Origin of the sequence: Maribellus comscasis (assembly GCF_009762775.1) — a bacterium.
GTDB lineage: Bacteria > Bacteroidota > Bacteroidia > Bacteroidales > Prolixibacteraceae > Draconibacterium > Draconibacterium comscasis.
Window position 1 is genome coordinate 6,189,368 of record NZ_CP046401.1, and the last position, 21,164, is coordinate 6,210,531.

Sequence of the window (21,164 nt, forward strand, 5' to 3'; positions counted from 1 at the left end):
AGGTATAGTTATGTTAGCATATTTTAAAAAGTTGGCCTTATTGGTGTGAAATTAAGAAGTCAGTACAAATTTTTAATAAATTTTAGGATGCAACGGATTACTAAATTTGAATTGATAAATTGTCAAACAAAATGTGGAAATCTTTTCATTACGCTTTTGTCGGCGCTTCTGTTTTGTAATTTCTCCGTTGCTCAAAATCCAATTCTTTCCTGGGATTTTGATGAGATGGAAAATCGTGAAACAATTGAGCAGCAAAGTGGGATTCCGGATACACTGGAAGGGAATTTTAACCTTGCAGCAGGAGTAAAAGGAAAGGGTTTGAAACTGGATGGATTTACATCCCGCTTGATACACAACGATTCCGAATTACCGATTCCCGGCGAAGAAATAACCGTTGAAGCATGGGTGGCCCTGGGAAATTATCCATGGAACTGGTGTCCTGTGCTTACCACCGAAAGCAATGAAATAAAAGGCTACCGTTTAATGATAGGCCCGCACGGAGAGGCCTCTTTTCAAACTGCCATTGGCGGGCAATGGATTTCGTGCACAACCGAAAGATTAAGTATTCCTTTAAGAAAATGGATGCATATTGTTGGTGTGTACCGTGCCAATAAAGAGATGACTGTTTATATCAACGGTGAAAAAAGTGCAGAACTCCCGATTCAGGGAAAAATAAATTATTCCAGAGAAAAGAACTGTATTATCGGCATGGTTGCATATCCTGAAAAACCTTCCGACATTCACCGGACCTGGGGAACACTGCCCCAATATTTTGGATTAAACGGAATAATAGATGAAGTAAAAGTTTTTGATAAAGCAAAAACAAGTAACGATATTGCCGGTGATTTTGCCGGTTACGATACTAAAGCTCCTGAAATTGAACCACACAGGCTTCCCTCGGTTGAAAACCAGTCCGGTCGTTTTGGAGCGTTTTATACCAAATTAAAATATTACGACGAGTGGGATAATTTGTGGCCGGTTGATCAGGACCCGGATATTGCTGTCTGTTTTGATAAACTGCCGGTAAATGTAATTTTTTGGCGGGGAACAAGATATGGCGCGTCCTGGGTGGCAGAGAACAATAACTGGATGACGGATCAAAGCGTTGAAGCCTGGGGGGAAGGAGACGATGATAAAGAAGGCTGTTTTGAACACATGCAGGATCGCCACTGCCGTTTTTCTCATGTAAGAATTATTGAAAATACCGATGCCCGGGTTGTTGTTCACTGGAGGTATGCACCTGTTAGCGCATACAACAATACCTGGAGAGTTGACCCAAAAACAGGCTGGGAGTGCTGGATTGATGAATATCATTATATATATCCCGATGCGGCAGGTATCCGAAAGGTATCATGGAAAAAAGGAACACTGGGTTACCCGCGCCAGTTTCAGGAATCGTTACCATTGCTTCATCCCGGCCAGGTACAGAGTGAATTGCTTTATAAAGATTATGTTCACGTGGCCGATTATGAGGGCAATATTGCTCCGGTTTCTTATGTCGAAAATCCGGGAAGTATGGATACTGAATTTGCGAAGTATTACACCGTACAGCAATACAATTTCAAATCGGAAAACAAGCCCTTTATTTGTTATGAACCGGGCAACGAAATGATGATAAGATGGAGCAGTATTAAAGGGTATGACCGGCATGGCGGGTGTAACCATTTCCCGGTTGGCCAGGCGAGGTGCGACGGGCGTACAAGCACTACATCCGATCGTCCTTCACATTTTGGCGGCTTTCCTATTTCATACCCGGTAGTAAATGAAAAAGGCGATCGTAACTACTGGAATGGACTGTATGGAATAAATGGAATGGATATGAAAGAAGTTGTAAAACTAGGTAAATCATGGGCATTTGCCCCTGAAATAGATATAAGTGGAAACGATTTTATTTCGTATGGTTACGATAAAAGTGAAAGGTGCTATCAAATTGAAAGTAAAACATCAAAGCCCAAAAAACTGAAGTTTAAACTGATGGGAAACAATGAAAATCCAATTTGTAATCCGGCGTTTTTTATAAAGAACTGGTCTGTAGAAAAGGCAGAAGTACTTGTTAACGGGAAACCAGCAAAGGATGCAAGGGTAGGAATTAACCATGAACTCGAAGGAGATAATCTGGTGGTTTTCTTATTTCTTGAAAAAGACAAACCAGTGACTATTACGATTCTTCCAAAAATATAAACTTAAAATTTCCACAACGAATAAGATTACTAAATTGAAGGTTACATTTTAACGCTTACGGATTTTTTTCAAAGCCTTCTGGAAAAGAATAATCGAAAAAATAATATTTATAATGAAACAGATTACGAAATCCATATCTATGAAATGTTTGATTAAGTCTAAACGTTTGGTCATAATATTTTTGTTATTATTTGCCTTTTATAATATGTCTGTTGCTCAGAGCCCCATTCTGTCGTGGGACTTTAGCAAAGTAAATAACAGAAGTATTGCGGAGCAGCAAAGTGGGATTCCGGATACACTGGAAGGGAATTTTAACCTTGCAGCAGGAGTAAAAGGCAAGGGTTTGAAACTGGATGGATTTACATCCCGCTTGATACACAACGATTCCGAATTACCGATTCCCGGCGAAGAAATAACCGTTGAAGCATGGGTGGCCCTGGGAAATTATCCATGGAACTGGTGTCCTGTGCTAACCACCGAAAGCAATGAAATAAAAGGCTACCGTTTAATGATAGGTCCGCACGGAGAGGCCTCTTTTCAAACTGCCATTGGCGGGCAATGGATTTCGTGCACAACCGAAAGATTAAGTATTCCTTTAAGAAAATGGATGCATATTGTTGGAGTGTACCGTGCCAATAAAGAGATGACTGTTTATATTAACGGTGAAAAAAGTGCAGAACTCCCGATTCGGGGAAAAATAAATTATTCCAGAGACAAGAACTGTATTATCGGCATGGTTGCATATCCTGAAAAACCTTCCGACATTCACCGGACCTGGGGAACACTGCCCCAATATTTTGGATTAAACGGAATAATAGATGAAGTAAAAGTTTTTGATAAAGCAAAAACAAGTAACGATATTGCCGGTGATTTTGCCGGTTACGATACTAAAGCTCCTGAAATTGAACCGCACAGGCTTCCCTCAGTTGAAAACCAGTCCGGTCGTTTTGGAGCGTTTTATACCAAATTAAAATATTACGACGAGTGGGATAATTTGTGGCCGGTTGATCAGGACCCGGATATTGCTGTCTGTTTTGATAAACTGCCGGTAAATGTAATTTTTTGGCGGGGAATAAGATATGGCACTTCCTGGGTTTCTGAAAATAACAACTGGATGTCGGATCAAAGTATTGAAGCCTGGGGAGTTGGTGATGCAGACAAGGAAGGCTGTTTTGAACATATGCAGGATCGCCATTGTCGTTTTTCTCATGTAAGAATTATTGAAAATACCGATGCCCGGGTTGTTGTTCACTGGAGGTATGCACCTGTTAGCGCATACAACAATACCTGGAGAGTTGACCCCAAAACAGGCTGGGAGTGCTGGATTGACGAATATCATTATATATATCCCGATGCGGCAGGTATCCGAAAGGTATCATGGAAAAAAGGAACACTGGGTTACCCGCGCCAGTTTCAGGAATCGTTACCATTGCTTCATCCCGGTCAGGTGGAGAGCGATTTACTCCAAAAGGATTACGTTCACGTGGCTGATTATGAGGGCAATATTGCTCCGGTTTCTTATGTCGAAAATCCCGGAAGTATGGATACTGAATTTGCAAAGGATTACACTGTACAGCAATACAATTTCAAATCGGAGAACAAACCATTTATATGTTTTGAACCGGGCAACGAGATGATAGTGAGATGGAATAATCTGGCAAGATACAACCAACATGGCGGGTGTAACCATTTCCCGGTTGGCCAGGCGAGGTGCGACGGGCGTACCAGTACCACATCCGATCGCCCTTCCCATTGTGGCAGTTTTCCTATTTCATACCCGGTAATAAATGAAAATGGCGATCGCAACTACTGGAATGGACTGTATGGAATAAACGGAATGGATATGAAAGAAGTTGTAAAGCTTGGCCGGTCTTGGGCTTATGCACCTGATATAGAAATAGAAGGGAGAGATTTTGTTTCGTATGGTTACGATAAAAGTGAAAGATGCTACCAAATTGAAAGTAAAACATTAAAACCCAAAAAACTGGAGTTTAAACTGGTAGGAAACAATGAAAGTCCAATTTGTAATCCGGCGTTTTTTATAAAGAACTGGCCAGCAGAAAAGGCAGAAGTACTTGTTAACGGGAAGCCAGCAAAGGATGCAAGAGTAGGAATTAACCATGAACTCGAAGGAGATAATCTGGTGGTTTTCTTGTTTCTTGAAAAAGATGAGACGGTTACAATAACAATTGCCCCGGTGAAATTATAGTTGTATTTTATTTGGCGCGAACGTGAGCGTTTGACGGGCTGCTATACCCAATACTTATAATTATAAATCGAATAAAATGAAAAAAACTTATTTACTGTTTATTTTTATCGCTGCTTTGTCATCCAATTTATTCGCCGGAAATAAATCAACTCCCCCAAATATCATCTTAATTTTTTGCGACGATCTGGGATATGCTGATTTGTCGAGTTACGGTTCCTTATGGAACCAAACCCCGGAAGTGGATCAAATGGCTGTTGAAGGAGTCAGGTTTACTGATTTTTATGCTGGCGCTCCGGTTTGCTCACCGTCTCGTGCCGGTTTAATGACGGGCTGCTACGCCCGGAGGGTCGACCTGGATTTAGATCAAAATAATGCATGGGTGCTTTTCCCAAAAGCTAAAAAAGGCATCAATCCGGAAGAAACGATTTTGCCTGAAGCGCTTAAAAAAGCTGGTTATTCAACGGCAATTATTGGCAAGTGGCATTTGGGTGATCAACCGGAATTTTTACCGATAAATCATGGTTTCGATTATTGGTTCGGACTGCCTTATTCCAACGATATGGGGATTGAAAAAGAAAATATTCCGCTGTTACCCATCATGCAAAATGAAAAGGTTATTGGTGTAATAAATCAGAAAAGTGAAAGCGAAATGTCGACACTTACGGAACGTTACACTGAAGAAGCATTGAATTGGATAGGGAAAAATAAGAAAAAACCGTTTTTTATCTATCTGGCACATACCATGCCTCACAATCCGGTGGCTGCCCGGAAACAGTTCCACCGGAAAACAAATAATCTTAAAAAAGGATTTGGGGCATCGGTTGCTGAAATTAGCTGGTCAACAGGTGAAATTCTCAATTATTTAAAACAAGAAGGGCTTGCAAAAAACACACTGGTGATTTTTACTTCTGATAATGGCGGTCAACCCTATTGGGGAGCAAGCAACGGCATTTTGAAAGGGAACAAAGGGCAGACTTTTGAAGGTGGTATTCGTGTTCCGTGCATTGCATGGTGGCCGGGGAGAATAAAGCCCGGAACTACTTGTAACTCTCCTGCTTCTGTACTCGATTTTTATTCAACATTTACTGCACTGGCAAATCTTAACATTAACGATAGTATAAAAAGGGACGGTACAGATATTTCTGATTATCTGTTTAATCCCGCAAAAATAAGAGAAGATCGTCCATTTTTTTACTGGCATGTGGGGTATCTTCAGGCAGTACGCTATGGCGACTGGAAACTTAATTTACTTGGACAGTTTTCAAAAGAGGAGCAGCAAAATATTCTTAAAAGCACTTATGGACATACCGTTTTTCCCGATAATATTGAATTGTATAATTTACGTTCAGATCCGGGGGAAAAAACAAATGTAGCGGATAAAAATCCTGAGATAGTAGCTCAAATTCAAAAACTAGCTGAAAAAGAAATAAGCGCGCTTGGGGAATGGACAGATAAAGGTCCCGAAGTCCGGAAGACCATTTATATTGATTCTCCGGAAATACTGTTGAAATAACAGATTGAGGTTTATGGTTAATTTAAATTCTAAGGAATAAAACATGAACAGATTAAAATATTCAATATTGGTGATTTCTGTTTTGTTTGTTTCTTGCTCAAAGAAACAGCCCAATGTTATTTTAATAATGACAGATGATCAGGGGTACGGTGACCTTGCCTGTCATGGAAATCCTTATGTAAAAACTCCTGCACTGGACAAACTTTACGAGGAAAGTGTACGCTTTACCGATTTTCATGTAGATCCATGTTGCTCACCAACCCGTGCAGCATTAATGACAGGATGCTATTCGTCGAGAGCCGGAGTGTGGCATACAATTGGCGGACGATCGCTTTTAAAGGAGGGTATGACTACAATTGCCGACGTTTTTGACAACAATGGATACGCGACAGGAATTTTTGGAAAATGGCACCTGGGAGAAAATTATCCTTTCAGGCCCAACGATCGCGGATTCAGGGAATCAATAGTACACGGCGGTGGCGCAATAGGAGCTAACCCCGATTACTGGGGAAATGATTATGACGATGACACTTATATTCATAACGGGAACTACGAAAAGTTTGAAGGCTATTGCAATACGGTTTGGTTTAGCGAAGCAATTAAGTATATAAAAAATAACCGTAATAAACCATTCTTTTGTTACATCTCAACCAATGTACCTCATGCGCCTCTGAGAGTTGACGAGGAATATGTAAAACCTTATAAGAACCTTGTTTCCGATCGTTTGGCTCACTATTATGGAATGGTTACTAAATTGGACGAAGACCTTGGAAATCTGTTAACGACATTGAAAGAAATGGACCTCGAGGAAAATGCAATACTGATATTTATGACCGATAACGGCCCCTGCCCATGGTTTGGTGGTATTGTTATTGATTTTGAAACAGGTTTTGTGAAAGAAGGCTATAGTGCAGGAATGAGAGGGGGCAAAATTTGGGGATATGAGAACGCCCACAGAGTGCCATTTTTTGTTCGTTGGCCCGGGGCTAAAATAGGTGGCGGGAAAGAAATTAATGCGCTTTCAGCCCATATCGATTTAATGCCAACACTTATTGACTTGTGCGATCTAAAGAAACCGGATGATCTGAAATACGATGGCAGAAGCCTGGTGCCTCTTTTAAACGAGGAAGTTAAAGAGTGGCCGGAAAGAACCCTTTTTATCCACAATCAAAGGGTTGAATATCCGGTTAAGGACAAGGAATATCAAGTGCTTACCGAGAAATGGAGGCTTGTGAAACGCGAAAAAGATGAATTGTATGATATTAAATCCGATCCCGGGGAAAGAAACGATGTTGCAGCACAAAACCCCGATATTGTAAAAGATCTTTATGGCAGGTACGAAAAATGGTGGGAAGATATTTCTGTTGATTTTGATACATATGCTGAAATAGCGATTGGAACGGAACACGAAAATCCCGTAACTCTGAATGCACACGATGCCCATACACGAAATGGTAAAAAAATCTGGGTTGTTAATGTGGCTCGCGATGGTAAATATGAGATAAAGCTTAATCACTGGCCCGCAGAGTCGGGCAAAAGAATTGTTGAAAACACTTCTGGCGATATTGATTTGCCAATTGCCAGCGCAGATCTGACGGTCGGTAATATGAACAGAACAGCCGAGGTTACATCAGAAATGAAAAGTGTGATTTTCGAGGTTGATTTGAAAGCCGGTACAACATGCCTGCAAGCATATTTTAATCTGAAAGAGCCAGGGAAAACGATACGAACAGATTGTGTTTATATAGAATATCTGGGCGACCCCGATCCAACAGAATTGGCTAAATACAATGCATCAGTTCCGTTCGATGTGTTAAGGGAAAAATACCGTCAAAACGTAGTTTTATATGATTGAAAATGAGAATAATGATTTTGTTTGGCTCGCTTTAACGATAGCGCAAAATTTATTTAAAATATTAAATTCTAAATGAATCAGATTGAAGTTTCAGGAATCAGATATTTTTGCCTCACTACTGTATTTATTCAATTTTGAAAAACAGATAAATACATTATGAAAAATATTATTTTGATAAGCATATTTTTTATTTTTTCACTAATGGCTCATAGTCAGATTGCTGATGTTGCCGGTCTCCCGGTTTCTCCTGAACGATCAAGAGATTATGATGCTATTCACTATAAAATATCTTTGTCTGTTGATTTTGACAAAAAATATCTGGAAGGTCAGAACACAATCACTTTAGCTTCTTTAACAAACGGCCTTAAAAAGATAAAACTGGATGCTGAATCAATATTGGTTACAGATGTTCTGAGTAATAAGGGTGTCCATCTTGATTTTTATCAAACGGAGGAAAACTTGTTTATTAAAACAGCCCGGTCTTATGGGGATAATGATACCATTACCTTTACAGTTAAATATCATCTGTCCGAACCTGTTCCCGGTTTGAGGTTTATTGAAGCCAAAGGTAACAGGCCTGAACAGGTATCGTCAGACTGTTTTCCAAACAAGGCGCGACAATGGATTCCCTGTTATGATTTCCCCAACGATAAGGCAACACAGGAAATGATAATTACCACTAACAGCAAATACAAAGTTCTGTCGAATGGCAGGTTTATTCGTAAAACTGAGAACAATAATGGTACTTCTACGTGGCACTGGCGGCAGGAAAACCCCAATTCTACTTATCTTATTAATTTAAGCATTGCCGATTATTTGGTGGTCAAAGATTCGTTGCAGAATCTTCCGGTTAATTACTGGGTCTATCATTCAATGGCCGATGATGTAGAGAGGGTATTTGGAAAAACACCCTATATGATTGAGTTTTTTAACCACTTGTATAATTATGAATACCCGTGGGCAAAATACGATCAGGTTGTTTCCGGCTACATAGGCGGAGGTGCAGAAGCAACTTCTGCTACTTTGTTGGGTGAAGGAATTGTAACCGATGAATACACAGAGCAGGACTATTACCGGGAATATGTAATCGCCCATGAAATTGCGCATCAGTGGTGGGGCGATCTTATCACATGCAGAAGTTGGGAGCATACCTGGCTCAATGAAAGTTTTGGCACATATTCGGACCACTTGTATACAAGTTACGATAAAGGGAAAGATGAAGGAGATTATGATCTTCTGACAAAGAAAAATAATTATCTCGAAGAAGCTCATAACCGGTTTATGAGGCCAATTGTATACCTCAATTATGAGCAACCAGGTGATAATTTTAATCGCCACACTTACGAAAAAGGAGCATGTACATTGCATCTTTTTAGGTATATTCTCGGGGATGATATATTCTTTAGAGTCATCAGCGCTTTTCTTCATAAGCATGAGTTTCAATCGGTAACCACGTCTGATTTTATAAAATGCGTAAAAGATGTTAGTGGGAAAAATATGGATTGGTTTTTTGACCAATATTTTTACAGGCCGGGACATCCTGTTTTTAATATCAGAAAAACATGGGATGAAGAAAATAAAGAACTTACCCTGACAATAATTCAGGAACAGGACAAATGGGAAAATGTTCCTATTTATATGATACCCGTGCGTTTAGGTATTTTTTCAGAAGGAAAAAAAGAAGTAAAGGAATACTGGATAAGGGAAAAAACAGAGGATATTAAAATTCATCTGGATACGGAACCCGATATGGTTCGGTTTGATGATGGAAACTATATTTTAAAAGAATGGACATATAGAAAAAGTCAGAAAGAACTTTTATTTCAGGCAATTAACGACGATATGACCGGCCGGATGTGGGCTGTAAATCAGTTGGCTCAATATAAAGACGAGCCTAAAACTTTGGAATTGTGGAAACGTATCGCGGAGGGAGATGTATTTTGGGCAGTAAGGTCGGCAGCCATTGAAATGATTGGTAAATATCATGGAGAAGACAACAATGATTTTCTTAAAAAATGTGCAGGTGATAACCGATCAAAAACAAGGGCAGCAGCCATAAAAGCAATGGGGGATTTAAAAGAATCATCGAATAAAGACTTTTTTAAAAAAACTTTCAAAACTGAAAACAGCTATGCCGTAAAAGCAGAAGCATTAATTGCAATTGGGAAATGTGGCGGTAAATCAGATGTTTCCTTTTTGAAGGAAGCAGGGCTGCAAAAATCATATAGCAATGTTGTTGCGAAAGCTTCACAAAAGGCTATTCAAATAATTTCAGAAAACGAATAACAAATCGGAATGCTCATGTTAACTACGATAAGAAAAAAACAGATGAAAAATTTTAAAAAGATTACCGCGGTAATCCTGATGGTTTTTATTTTCACACCGGGGAAAATTTATTCCCAGGTAAAAAAGGAGGGATTGTTTACTCAATTTGAAAATCGTCTGCAATGGGAAGATGAAGGAGAATTATTTTGGATCGACGCTTTCGGTACCGATGCACTGCGGTTCAGGAGTACAAAAAGTCTTCGCATCTCCGACCAAAACTGGAACTTGCTTTCGCAACCCGATGTACAGCTTGAAATATCAATAACTGAAGATAAGGCGGTAGTAAGAAATGGCAAAATCAAGGCCGAAATAGAATCACGCAGAGGGCGGATTACCTACTTAAACGGTAAAGATGAGGTGCTGCTTCGTGAAGCTTATCATCATCATCACCCACAGTTTGCACGTCAGTATAAAAGTAAAGGGAGTGATCGTTTTGAAATGAAAGTGACCTTCGACGCAGAAAAAGACGAACATTTATACGGTATGGGGCAATATCCGAATGACTGTCTCGACCTGAAAGGAACCGTTTTGGAACTCGCACAAAAAAATACGCAAATCTCTATTCCTTTTTTGCTTTCGAGTAAGGGATATGGTTTTATCTGGAATAATCCCGCTATTGGCCGGGCGGAGTTATCGCTTACCCATACCAGTTTTTATGCTGAATATGCAAAGCAAATTGACTATGTTATTTTCCCGGGAGAAACACCTGCCGATTTGGTTACTCATTATTCCAACCTGACGGGGAAGTCACCCAAAATGCCGGAATATGCAACCGGTTTCTGGCAATCAAAGCTACGTTATTATTCACAAAACGATTTATTGTCGGTAGCTCGTGAATACAAAAAACGAAATTTGCCAATTTCGGTAATCGTAGCCGATTTTTACCACTGGCCGGTTACCGGTGACTGGAAATTTAATAATGATTTTTGGCCCGATCCTGCTGCTATGATAAAGGAACTGGATAGTATGGGAATAAAATTACTTGTTTCAGTTTGGCCTACACTTGCTGCTAAAAGTGAAAATTATGAAGAATTTAGACGCAGCAATTTTACCATTCGCCCTGAATCAGGGAATAATCTCTTTTTAAAGGTAAACGATGATCTTACCTTTGTTGATGTAACACATCCGGGCGCCAGAAAAGCATTTTGGTCCAAACTGAAAGAAAATTACTGGGATTTGGGAGTTCGTATGTTTTGGATGGATGAAGCTGAACCCGAAATGGAACCTCTTGAATATTATAATGTCAGGTACTATGAGGGGAACGGCCTTGAGTTATCATGTTTGTATCCCTATTATTTTGCTAAGACCATTTATGACGGGCAGATCGCCAGTGGGCAAACCGAAGTTATTAATCTGACCCGCAGCGGATGGATTGGAAGTCAACGTTTGGGAACTATCTTGTGGTCAGGCGATATAAAAGGAGATTTTCCTACTCTGCGACGTCAGGTAAAAGCAGGCTTAAACATCAGTTTGTGCGGAATACCCTGGTGGACTACTGACATAGGAGGTTTTTGGGCCAATCCGCAATCGGAGGATTACAAAGAGGTGTTAATCCGATGGTTTCAGTACGGTACATTTTGCCCTGTAATGAGGATTCACGGGGTAAACAGCCCAATGAAAAAAATTGAGGGGCAACTTACCGGTACCGGCGGGCCAAACGAAGTATGGAGCTTTGGCAATGATGCATTTAAAATTATGTCTCACTACCTGGATGTGAGGGAAAGATTACGCCCGTATGTGCAAAAACATATGGATATTGCTTCAGAAAAAGGTATCCCGGTTATGCGCCCGCTTTTTTTTGATTTTCCGGAAGATGAAATGTGTTATATCGTAGAGGATCAGTATATGTTTGGTCCCGATATTCTTGTGGCTCCTGTGTTGGAAGAGAAAATAACTTCCAGGCAAATCTATTTGCCAAGTGGTTCTCAATGGGTAGATGCGCGAACAGGGAAAAAGTACAAAGGCGGTCAAACAATTGATTATAAAGTTGAAATTGAAAATATACCTCTTTTTACCAGAAATAATTTTGACTTTAAGCTGTAATAAAATAATAAATTTAAAAGGAATTAAAATTATCGTTGTGAATAGAATATTGATTGTCAAACTATTGTTGGTTCTGGGTATTTCGACAAATATAAATGCCCGGAATAATGGAATGTCTCAGAAAATTGATAAAAAGGATTTTGATCCTGCAACATTACTATGGTACGATGCTCCTGCCAAAGAGTGGGAAGAAGCGCTTCCTGTTGGAAACGGAAGGTTGGGAGCCATGGTTTTTGGAAAGTATGGAGAAGAACGTATTCAGCTAAATGAAGAGACATACTGGTCCGGAGGTCCCTATTCAACCGTTGTTGAGGGAGGCGCAGCGTATTTGCCGCAAATTCAAAAGTATATTTTTGAAGGTGAACCTATAAAAGCGCATAAATTATTTGGCCGTAAATTGATGGGATATCCGGTGGAACAGCAAAAATACCAGTCGCTGGCCAATCTTTATCTTTTTTTTGAAAACGAAGAAGAAGTAAGCGAGTATAAACGATGGCTGGATTTAGAAACAGGAATTGTTTGTACCGAATATACAGTGGATGATATTACATATTGCAGGGAAGTTTTGTCTTCGGCACCCGACCAGGTAATATTGGTACGTCTTACGGCTAGTAAACCGGGCAGTCTTACATTTAAAGCACAGCTAAGGGGAGTAAGAAACAGCGCCCACTCCAATTATGCTACCGACTATTTCAGGATGGATGGCGTTGGACAGGACGGATTGATGGTAAACGGAAAATCAGCCGACTATATGGGCGTTGAGGGGAAAATCCGTTACAGGGCTCAGTTGAAAGCCATTCCTGAAGGAGGAACGATAAAAGAGGAAGACGATTATCTACTTATTGATAAGGCCGATGCTGTAACGCTGATTATTGCAGCAGCAACTAATTTTATTAATTATAAAGATGTTAGTGCCGACCAAACAGCGCGGGTATCAAATTATCTCGAACAGGTAAAAGGGAAATCCTATGAGCAAATGATGTCTGCAGCGGTAGAAGACTATCAGCAATATTTTAAACGAGTTTCTTTGGAATTACCAAAAACAGCAAATTCATATCTTCCTACCGATAAACGAATGGCTCAAATTGCGGAAGATGCCGATCCCAGCCTGGCTTCGTTGTCTTACAATTTTGGGCGTTACGTCCTGATTGGTTCATCCCGCCCGGGAACCCAACCGGCGAACCTGCAGGGAATATGGAACAACGATATGAACCCTGCCTGGGATTCAAAATATACAACCAATATCAACACCGAAATGAATTACTGGCCTGCGGAAACAGCAAATCTTAGCGAACTTCTGGAACCGCTTACAACCATGGTTAAAGAATTGACCGATCAGGGCGCACAGGTCGCAAAAGAACATTACGGTGCTGGTGGCTGGGTGTTTCATCAAAATACAGATTTATGGCGTGTAGCTGCACCAATGGATGGCCCGTGCTGGGGAACTTTTACAGTAGGTGGCGCCTGGCTGACCAATGAGTTATACGAACATTATCTTTTTACCCGCGATAAAGAATTTTTAACGGAACTTTATCCCGTGATGAAAGGAGCTGTGCAATTCTTTATGGACTTCCTGGTGGAAGATCCCAATACAAAATGGCTGGTAACAAATCCGTCTACATCTCCTGAAAATCCTCCTAAGGCTCCCGGGTACAAGTATTTCTTTGATGAAGTTACTGCTATGTATTATTTCACAACCATTTGTTATGGAGCTTCAATTGATATGCAAATCCTGAAAGATTTATTTGGTTATTATATTGAGACTGAAAAAATACTTGGACTCGATTCGGAGTTGATGGAAAAAGCTGAACAAACAAGAGCAAGGTTCGTACCTCTGCAAATAGGTAAAGATGGCACTTTACAGGAATGGACGGAGGATATGGCCCAGATGGAGGATAAGCACCGCCATTTTTCTCACATGTACGGTTTATATCCGGGAAATGTAATTTCAGTAAAACGGACCCCGGAGTTTATTGATGGATGTAAAAAGGTGCTCAACCAAAGAGGAGACGGTGCGATGGGATTTTCCAGAGCCTGGAAAATGTCGCTTTGGGCCAGGTTGTACGACGGTGACAGAGCCAACAATATTTTTAAAGGCTATCTTCAGGAGCAATGTTATCCACAGTTATTTGCCAAATGTGGAAAGCCTTTACAAATAGACGGAACAATGGGCGTTACCGCCGGAATTACCGAAATGCTTGTCCAGTCACATGAAGGAAGTATCGACCTACTTCCGGCATTGCCCGGCGAATGGGATAAGGGACAATTTAACGGTGTTTGTGCACGTGGCGGTTTTGAACTGGGTTTTACATGGGAAAACAGTACAATTTCAGAACTAAAAATCTTGTCAAAAGCAGGAGAAATTTGTCGAATAGATGATGGAAAAAATCTCAAAGTAACCAAAGACGGAAAAAAGATTGCTTCGAAGGTAAATAAAGATGGTTCAATTGAATTTAAAACAATTAAAGGAGGTTTGTATCGACTTATACCGAAATAAGGTAAATGAAAAATTACTTCTTATTATATATTCTGGTCTTTTTTGTATTTAATAGTAGTTGCAGAGAAGAAACTCCGTTGCCTAATATTGTTATTTTTCTTGCGGACGACTTGGGGTATGGAGACCTTGGCTGTTATGGTAACCCGATTATAAAAACTCCAAATATTGACAAGCTGGCTGCCGAAGGTGTTCGAATGACCGATTTTCATTCGGGAGGAACGGTTTGTTCTCCTTCACGGGCTGCATTATTAACCGGCCGAAATCCTTACCGAAGTGGATTTTTTTACATCCTGGGAAAAGATACATACCTGAAAAATGAGGAAATAACCATTGCTGAACTTTTAAAAAAAACAGGGTATGAAACCAGTTTTTTTGGGAAATGGCATCTCTCAACACTGGAAAAAGAGAAGAGAGATGAACCCGGGCCAGGTGATCAGGGATTTGATTACTGGATGGGTACCACAGTAAATGCATTTGATGGTCCCAAAAATCCTGGCAAATTTATTCTGAACGGAAAATCGATTGGTGTTACAGAAGGCTGGTATTGCGATATAATTGTTGATAAGGCGTGCAATTGGTTAGAAAATGTACGAAACAAAAAGAAACCATTTTTTATGTACATGTGTTCTCATGAACCTCATACGCCTATTCTGCCCCCGGAGAAATATAGCCAGATGTATGATACAGGGGAGGTTGATGAATTAGAAAAAAACATTAAATACGGCCAGGTTACCCGTCCGAAGAAAGATATTTCTTTAAATAAAAAAGAGTACTACGGTACAGTTAGCCAGTTGGATAATGCCTTTGGTCGTCTGTTAAACACACTCGAAGAATTGGACCTAAAAGAAAACACACTGGTTATTTTTACCAGCGATAATGGGCCAGAGACCCCCGTAACCATTGAAGAATCGTTGGGAAATTGGGATGATCCCATTCGGGATAAATGTTTTGGCACACCCGGAGATTTTCGTGGTATGAAAAGATTTCCTTATGAGGGAGGACATCGTGTGCCGGGGATTGTAAGGTTTCCAGGTATTATTCCTGCTGGAATTGAAAGTAATGTTCTGTTTAATGGAACCGATATTTTGCCAACCATTTGTAATCTTGTTGGGGAAGCTGTTCCATCTGATCGTCCCATCGACGGCATCGATGCCTTTGCAGCCTTTCTAAATAAAAAAGTAAAACGCGATGTTTCTTCTATCTGGTTTTATCCAAACCATGAAGATACGTATTTCAGAATGCCGCAAATGTCGATGCGAAAGGGGAATTATTCATTAATTGGCTGGTTACCCCCAAAAGCAGATTCAATCAGTTTACATTCGTGGATGGCCAACAATAATCCAGAAAAAGTTGAATTATACGATTTATCACTTGACCCTTCCCAAATAAACGATATTTCCATACAAAATCCTGAAATTGTTGCTTCCATGAAAAAGGAAATGATTTCTTTATGGCAGGAAATGAGGGATGAAGGACTGGCAGGAAAAAACAACAAAAAATAATTAGAAAATGAAGATGAGAAAATTACTTGTTTTTACATTGAAATTTGCGCTTGTAACGGGATTCTTTTTTAATGCTTCGGCACAACAAAACAAACCCTTAAAGTTAACGCTTGAGGACTTGTACCAAAACAATGTTTTTCGCCAGAAAGGAATTAATGAAATCAGATGGATGAAGGACAATAAAGGATATTCTGTTCTCGAAACAAATAAAGAAATCGGAGCAAAAGATATCGTAAGATATGATGCGAAAACAGGAAATAAGGAAGTTCTGGTTTCAGCCGAAAACTTAATCCCAACAGGAGAGAAGAGTCCATTGGTTGTGAGCAATTATGCCTGGACAGAAGACAATAATAAACTACTTATCTTCACAAATACCCGAAAAGTGTGGCGTTATCACACCCGCGGCGATTACTGGGTACTGAATTTAACAACCGGGAAATTAACCCAGATTGGCGCTTTAATGGAACCAGCCCGTTTGATGTTTGCCAAATTTTCACCCGATGGAAAAAAGGTAGGCTTTGTTTACAAAAACAACATTTATGTGCAATCGCTGGAAACAGGAGATGTCGAGCAGCTAACCTACGATGGAAATGACCAGATTATTAACGGAACTTTTGATTGGGTTTACGAGGAAGAGCTGAACTGTCGCGACGGATTTAGATGGAGCCCCGACAGCAAAAAAATATCATTCTGGCAAATGGATACCAAAGGAATGGGCACATTCTACCTGATAAACAACATTGACTCTATTTATCCGAAAATTATTTCACTTCCCTACCCCAAAGTTGGCACGGCCAATTCTTCAGCTAAAATTGGGTCTATAACACTTAACGATAAAGCTATTACCTGGATGGATATTCCCGGCGATCCTCGAAATAATTATTTGGCGCGCATGGATTGGGCAAATTCTTCTGATGAACTGATAATTCAACAATTAAACCGCCAGCAGAATACCAACAAAGTATTTTTTGCAAATGCTGCAACCGGAACATCTAAAGTAGTTTATACTGAAAAAGTGGAAACGTGGCTGGATATTCACGATGATCTTACCTGGCTCAACAAGGGTAAAGAGTTTACCTGGTTTAGCGATCAGACAGGGTGGCTGCACCTTAACCGGGTTTCCATAGAGGATGGAAAAATAACACCAATAACTTCGGGCGATTTTGAAGTGATACAGTTGTTAGGAATTGATCTTGACGATAAGTGGGCATATTACATTGCTTCACCGGATAATGCCACGCAACGTTATCTTTTCAGAAGCAGGATGGATGGAAAAGGAAAGCCGGAACGTTTGTCACCTGACAACCAAACCGGTCATCATTCTTATTCAATGTCACCCGATTGTAAATATGCCATTCATACTTTTTCAAATCATAATACGCCTACCCGTTATGAAGTAATTTCTCTACCTGATCATAAAGTTCTCCGTGTTTTGGAAGACAACAAAGAGTTAAACGATAAACTGGCTAAATATACCATTCCTGAAAAAGAATTTTTCAAAATTGAAACCGACGACGGATTGGAATTTGACGCCTGGATGATCAAGCCTGCTAATTTTAACCCGGAGAAAAAATATCCCCTTATATTTTACATTTATGGTGAACCTGCAGGTTCTACGGTTCAGGACAGATGGAGTAGTAATCTTTGGGACGAGTTACTGGCGCAGGAAGGGTATATCGTAATGAGTATTGATAATCGTGGGACGAACACGCCCCGTGGACGCGACTGGCGGAAATGTGTGTATAAAAAAATTGGTATTACTGCTCCTGAAGACCAGGCAGCATGTGCGCGTAAAATTATGGAATGGGATTTTGTGGATTCTGACCGGATTGGTATCTGGGGCTGGAGCGGCGGCGGCTCAAATACATTAAATTGTATGTTCAGGCACCCCGAAATTTATAAAACCGGAATTGCTATCGCGTTTATAAGCAATCAGCTACTGTACGATAACATATACCAGGAACGATACATGAATTTACCGGAAAACAACGCAGAAGGATATCGCGACGGGAGTCCGATTACGCACGCAAAAAACCTGGAAGGAAATTTACTATTGATTCACGGTTCAGGGGATGATAACTGCCACTACCAAAGTTGCGAGATGCTGGTAAATGAACTGATCAAACAGAATAAATATTTTTCGATGGTGGAATATCCAATGCGTACGCATAGTATTAATGAGCGGGAAAATACATCGCTTCACCTGCGAATGACTATGCTAAACTATTTTAAAAAGAATTTGCCAACAGGTACAAAATAAAACAGATAATACGTATTGTTCATGAGCACTAAACGGCTTTCGAGAAAACCTACACGAATAATAAAAGCTGGTGAGATAAAACAATATTATTCCATGAAACAGGCCATTGATGCAATGGAAAGGGCTTTTTCTTCATTGTCGTCTGGAGACAGCTTTGTGCCTTTACGGAATGTTTCCAGGCTACCTTCGAATGATTTGTTAATGCTTTTTAAACCTGCATTTGTTGAAACTGACAAACGGGTTGCTATAAAATTCTTAACACAACGAGAAAAAAGTTGTATAATGGGGATTCCTGTAATTCAGGGTGTAGTGTTTGTAATAGACTCAGAAACTGGAGAAATCTTGTCGATAATGGATGGCGAGTATATTACTGCACTGCGAACCGGTGCAGCCAGTGGTTTGGCCACCCGGTATTTTGCGGGAAAAGATGCTCAAACTTTGGCATTGTTTGGTTGCGGAGCGCAGGGAAAAACACAAATAGAAGCCGTTGCTTGCGAACGTAATATCAAAAAAGTTTTGGTTTTTGATAAAAACAGTAAACGGGCCGAACAGTTTATTAGTGAAATGGAGGAAAAGTTAAATCTGGAAATGATTTTTTGTAAAGATACTTCCATGTTGGCAGAAGCAGAAATAATCTGTACGGCGACCAATTCTACCAAACCTCTATTTCGGAGGAAAGAAGTGAAGAAAGGTACGCATATTAATGCAATAGGTTCTTTTCAGCCGCACATGCAGGAACTCGATCCTCTTTTAATAAAGGATGCAAAAGTATATGTCGATCAGGCAGAACCTTGTTTAAAGGAAAGTGGCGATTTTATAAAAGCAAAAGCAGAGGGTATAATTGACAATAATCCCATTGTTGGCGAGATTGGTGATTTTTATTTGAAAAAAATACCGGGAAGGGAATCGGATGATGAAATTACTCTCTTTAAAAGTGTAGGAGTTGCCATTCAGGATTATGCGGTTGCTGCTGATATTTATAAATTTTCCCTGGAAAAGGACTTTGGTCTCGAAATCAACCTTTTTGAATAATTAAACTGCTTGAGACAATGGAAAGATAATTATGGCGAAGTCTTTTGGCTTTTTTCTGAATCAATAAAACCTTTCCTTTTACAATTGTTAATATGTTATAGAAGAGAATAAAAACACACGATTATGAAAAAACTACCAGGCATATTTAACGACGTGATTGGCCCTGTGATGCGGGGGCCATCAAGTTCACACACCGCTGCATCGTGGCGGATCGCAAGAATTGCTTTGGATATTTTAAATGATCCACTGGAAAAAGCGCTTATCGAATTTGACCGCGATGGGGCCTGGGCTCCAAACTATAGAGAACAGGGAACAACAATGGGTATCGACGGCGGACTTCTGGGACTTGAAATAACCGATGAACGAATGAAGTTTGCCGAAAGATACGCCCGGGAAGAAGGTATAAACATTGAATATAAGATAAGCTCCTTTCCAACGGATCATGCAAATACGGTGCGACTTACGCTTTGGGGAACTTCACAAAAAAGAGTGCAGATCGTTGCGGTTTCCCTGGGGGGAGGATCTTTTGAAATAAGGTCTGTTGAAGGATTTCCTGTATTTTTGAATGGCGATTTGTTTGGAATTATCACATTTGCTTCCAATAATCCGCACTTTTCCAATAACTTAAAATCAATAACTCCGCCGGAAGTCGAGTTTTTAACGGAACAAAAAGAGGGTATAACTAAGGTCGAGTTTAAATCGTCGTATCCTTTTTCCACTGAATTTATAGCTCAACTGCAAAATCACCCGCATGTTGGTGAAATAGCCATCATCAATCCAATAATGCCTGTAGTTTCGGGTCGGCAAACCGAAATGCCATTTTCCACCCTTGAGTCATCAATTAATTATGCCGAAGAAAAAGGTTTGGATTTAGGGGATTTGGGTCTTGTTTACGAAAGATGTACCAGCGGGCTCACGGAGCAGGAGTTGGTTCATAAAATGGAGGAAATGATTCAAATCATTCATAAAAGTATCGATACCGGTTTAAACGGGACGGAGTATGCTGACCGGATTTTGCAGCAACAATCACACCTGGTTGGGAATGCAGTAAAAGACGGTAAAATTGCAGATTCTGTTATAACCCGGATAATTGCCAATGTATCGGCTCTTATGGAATCCAAAAGCGCCATGGAAGTGGTTGTTGCCGTGCCAACTGCCGGCTCCTGCGGAACTGTAGGAGGATCATTGCGGGCTGTTGCGGAAAATATTGGTTCTGCCAAAGAGGAATTGGTAAAGGCCTATTATGCTGCCGGTTTGGTAGGAGCTTACTTTGCGCAGGGGCCCGGGTTTTCAGCAGAAGAACACGGTTGCCAGGTAGAGTGTGGAGCTGCTTCTGGAATGGCTGCCGCTGCAATGGTGCAGTTAATGGGAGGTACTGCCCGGCAAGCTGTCGGGGCGGCCTCAATGGCTATCCAAAACATGATTGGATTAGTCTGCGATCCGGTGGCAGACAGAGTAGAAGTACCTTGTTTGGGAAAGAATATAAGTGCAGCTGTTAATGCATATTCGTCAGCAATTATGGCAGTTTCAGGATATAATCTGGTTATTCCTTTAAGCCAGGTTATCCAAACCGTTTCAAGGGTGAGCAAAACAATGCCCAGCTGTAACAAGTGTACCGGAAAGGGAGGTTTGGCGATTACGGAAACAGCTATTAATTTAAAAAATAAGCTAAAAGAACTGTCAATTACCGGGAGTCTAAAAAATGCTGATCTGTCAATTGATGTAAAAAGAGATTAAATGGCATTTT

General features: G+C 40.3%; 11 protein-coding genes. All 11 read left to right on the forward strand.

Annotated features, from left to right (window positions below):
* Positions 1-87 precede the first annotated feature (87 nt).
* The 11 genes from GM418_RS25010 (at position 88) to GM418_RS25060 (ending at position 21,154) form a co-directional block, all read left to right on the forward strand.
* Positions 88-2,181 carry a LamG domain-containing protein gene (locus GM418_RS25010; protein WP_158870036.1) on the forward strand — a complete coding sequence of 698 codons (2,094 nt, stop codon included), beginning with the start codon at positions 88-90 and terminating at the stop codon, positions 2,179-2,181.
* A gap of 205 nt (positions 2,182-2,386) precedes the next feature.
* Positions 2,387-4,390, forward strand: coding sequence for a LamG domain-containing protein (locus GM418_RS25015; RefSeq protein WP_158870038.1), 2,004 nt, complete (start codon positions 2,387-2,389; stop codon positions 4,388-4,390).
* Between the two features lie 76 nt (positions 4,391-4,466).
* Positions 4,467-5,903 carry a sulfatase family protein gene (locus GM418_RS25020; protein WP_158870040.1) on the forward strand — a complete coding sequence of 479 codons (1,437 nt, stop codon included), beginning with the start codon at positions 4,467-4,469 and terminating at the stop codon, positions 5,901-5,903.
* Between the two features lie 43 nt (positions 5,904-5,946).
* Entirely contained in the window at positions 5,947-7,758 is a 1,812-nt protein-coding gene (locus GM418_RS25025) for an arylsulfatase (protein ID WP_158870042.1), read from the forward strand.
* A gap of 156 nt (positions 7,759-7,914) precedes the next feature.
* Entirely contained in the window at positions 7,915-10,044 is a 2,130-nt protein-coding gene (locus tag GM418_RS25030) for a M1 family aminopeptidase (protein ID WP_158870044.1), read from the forward strand.
* A 42-nt stretch (positions 10,045-10,086) separates the two neighbouring features.
* Positions 10,087-12,126, forward strand: a complete 2,040-nt coding sequence (locus GM418_RS25035) for a glycoside hydrolase family 31 protein (protein WP_217447594.1) — start codon at positions 10,087-10,089, stop codon at positions 12,124-12,126.
* A gap of 37 nt (positions 12,127-12,163) precedes the next feature.
* On the forward strand, positions 12,164-14,623 hold the full coding sequence (locus tag GM418_RS25040; RefSeq protein ID WP_217447595.1) for a glycoside hydrolase family 95 protein: 2,460 nt from the start codon (positions 12,164-12,166) through the stop codon (positions 14,621-14,623).
* 5 nt (positions 14,624-14,628) lie between these two features.
* Positions 14,629-16,125, forward strand: a complete 1,497-nt coding sequence (locus GM418_RS25045) for a sulfatase family protein (protein ID WP_158870046.1) — start codon at positions 14,629-14,631, stop codon at positions 16,123-16,125.
* A gap of 7 nt (positions 16,126-16,132) precedes the next feature.
* Positions 16,133-18,385 (forward strand): S9 family peptidase, encoded by a 2,253-nt coding sequence (locus tag GM418_RS25050; RefSeq protein WP_158870049.1) that lies wholly within the window; start codon positions 16,133-16,135, stop codon positions 18,383-18,385.
* A gap of 21 nt (positions 18,386-18,406) precedes the next feature.
* A complete protein-coding gene (locus GM418_RS25055; protein WP_158870051.1) occupies positions 18,407-19,417 on the forward strand; it encodes an ornithine cyclodeaminase family protein in 1,011 nt (336 codons plus the stop codon).
* 123 nt (positions 19,418-19,540) lie between these two features.
* Complete coding sequence (locus tag GM418_RS25060; protein WP_158870053.1) at positions 19,541-21,154, forward strand: L-serine ammonia-lyase, iron-sulfur-dependent, subunit alpha; 1,614 nt, start codon at positions 19,541-19,543, stop codon at positions 21,152-21,154.
* Positions 21,155-21,164 lie beyond the last annotated feature (10 nt).

Excerpts from the sequence above, each read along its gene's own strand:
- GM418_RS25010 (WP_158870036.1), top strand. The coding sequence starts at position 88 with ATGCAACGGATTACTAAATTTGAATTGATAAATTGTCAAACAAAATGT.
- GM418_RS25015 (WP_158870038.1), top strand. The coding sequence starts at position 2,387 with ATGTCTGTTGCTCAGAGCCCCATTCTGTCGTGGGACTTTAGCAAAGTA.
- GM418_RS25020 (WP_158870040.1), top strand. The coding sequence starts at position 4,467 with ATGAAAAAAACTTATTTACTGTTTATTTTTATCGCTGCTTTGTCATCC.
- GM418_RS25025 (WP_158870042.1), top strand. The coding sequence starts at position 5,947 with ATGAACAGATTAAAATATTCAATATTGGTGATTTCTGTTTTGTTTGTT.
- GM418_RS25030 (WP_158870044.1), top strand. The coding sequence starts at position 7,915 with ATGAAAAATATTATTTTGATAAGCATATTTTTTATTTTTTCACTAATG.
- GM418_RS25035 (WP_217447594.1), top strand. The coding sequence starts at position 10,087 with ATGAAAAATTTTAAAAAGATTACCGCGGTAATCCTGATGGTTTTTATT.
- GM418_RS25045 (WP_158870046.1), top strand. The coding sequence starts at position 14,629 with ATGAAAAATTACTTCTTATTATATATTCTGGTCTTTTTTGTATTTAAT.
- GM418_RS25050 (WP_158870049.1), top strand. The coding sequence starts at position 16,133 with ATGAAGATGAGAAAATTACTTGTTTTTACATTGAAATTTGCGCTTGTA.
- GM418_RS25055 (WP_158870051.1), top strand. The coding sequence starts at position 18,407 with ATGAGCACTAAACGGCTTTCGAGAAAACCTACACGAATAATAAAAGCT.
- GM418_RS25060 (WP_158870053.1), top strand. The coding sequence starts at position 19,541 with ATGAAAAAACTACCAGGCATATTTAACGACGTGATTGGCCCTGTGATG.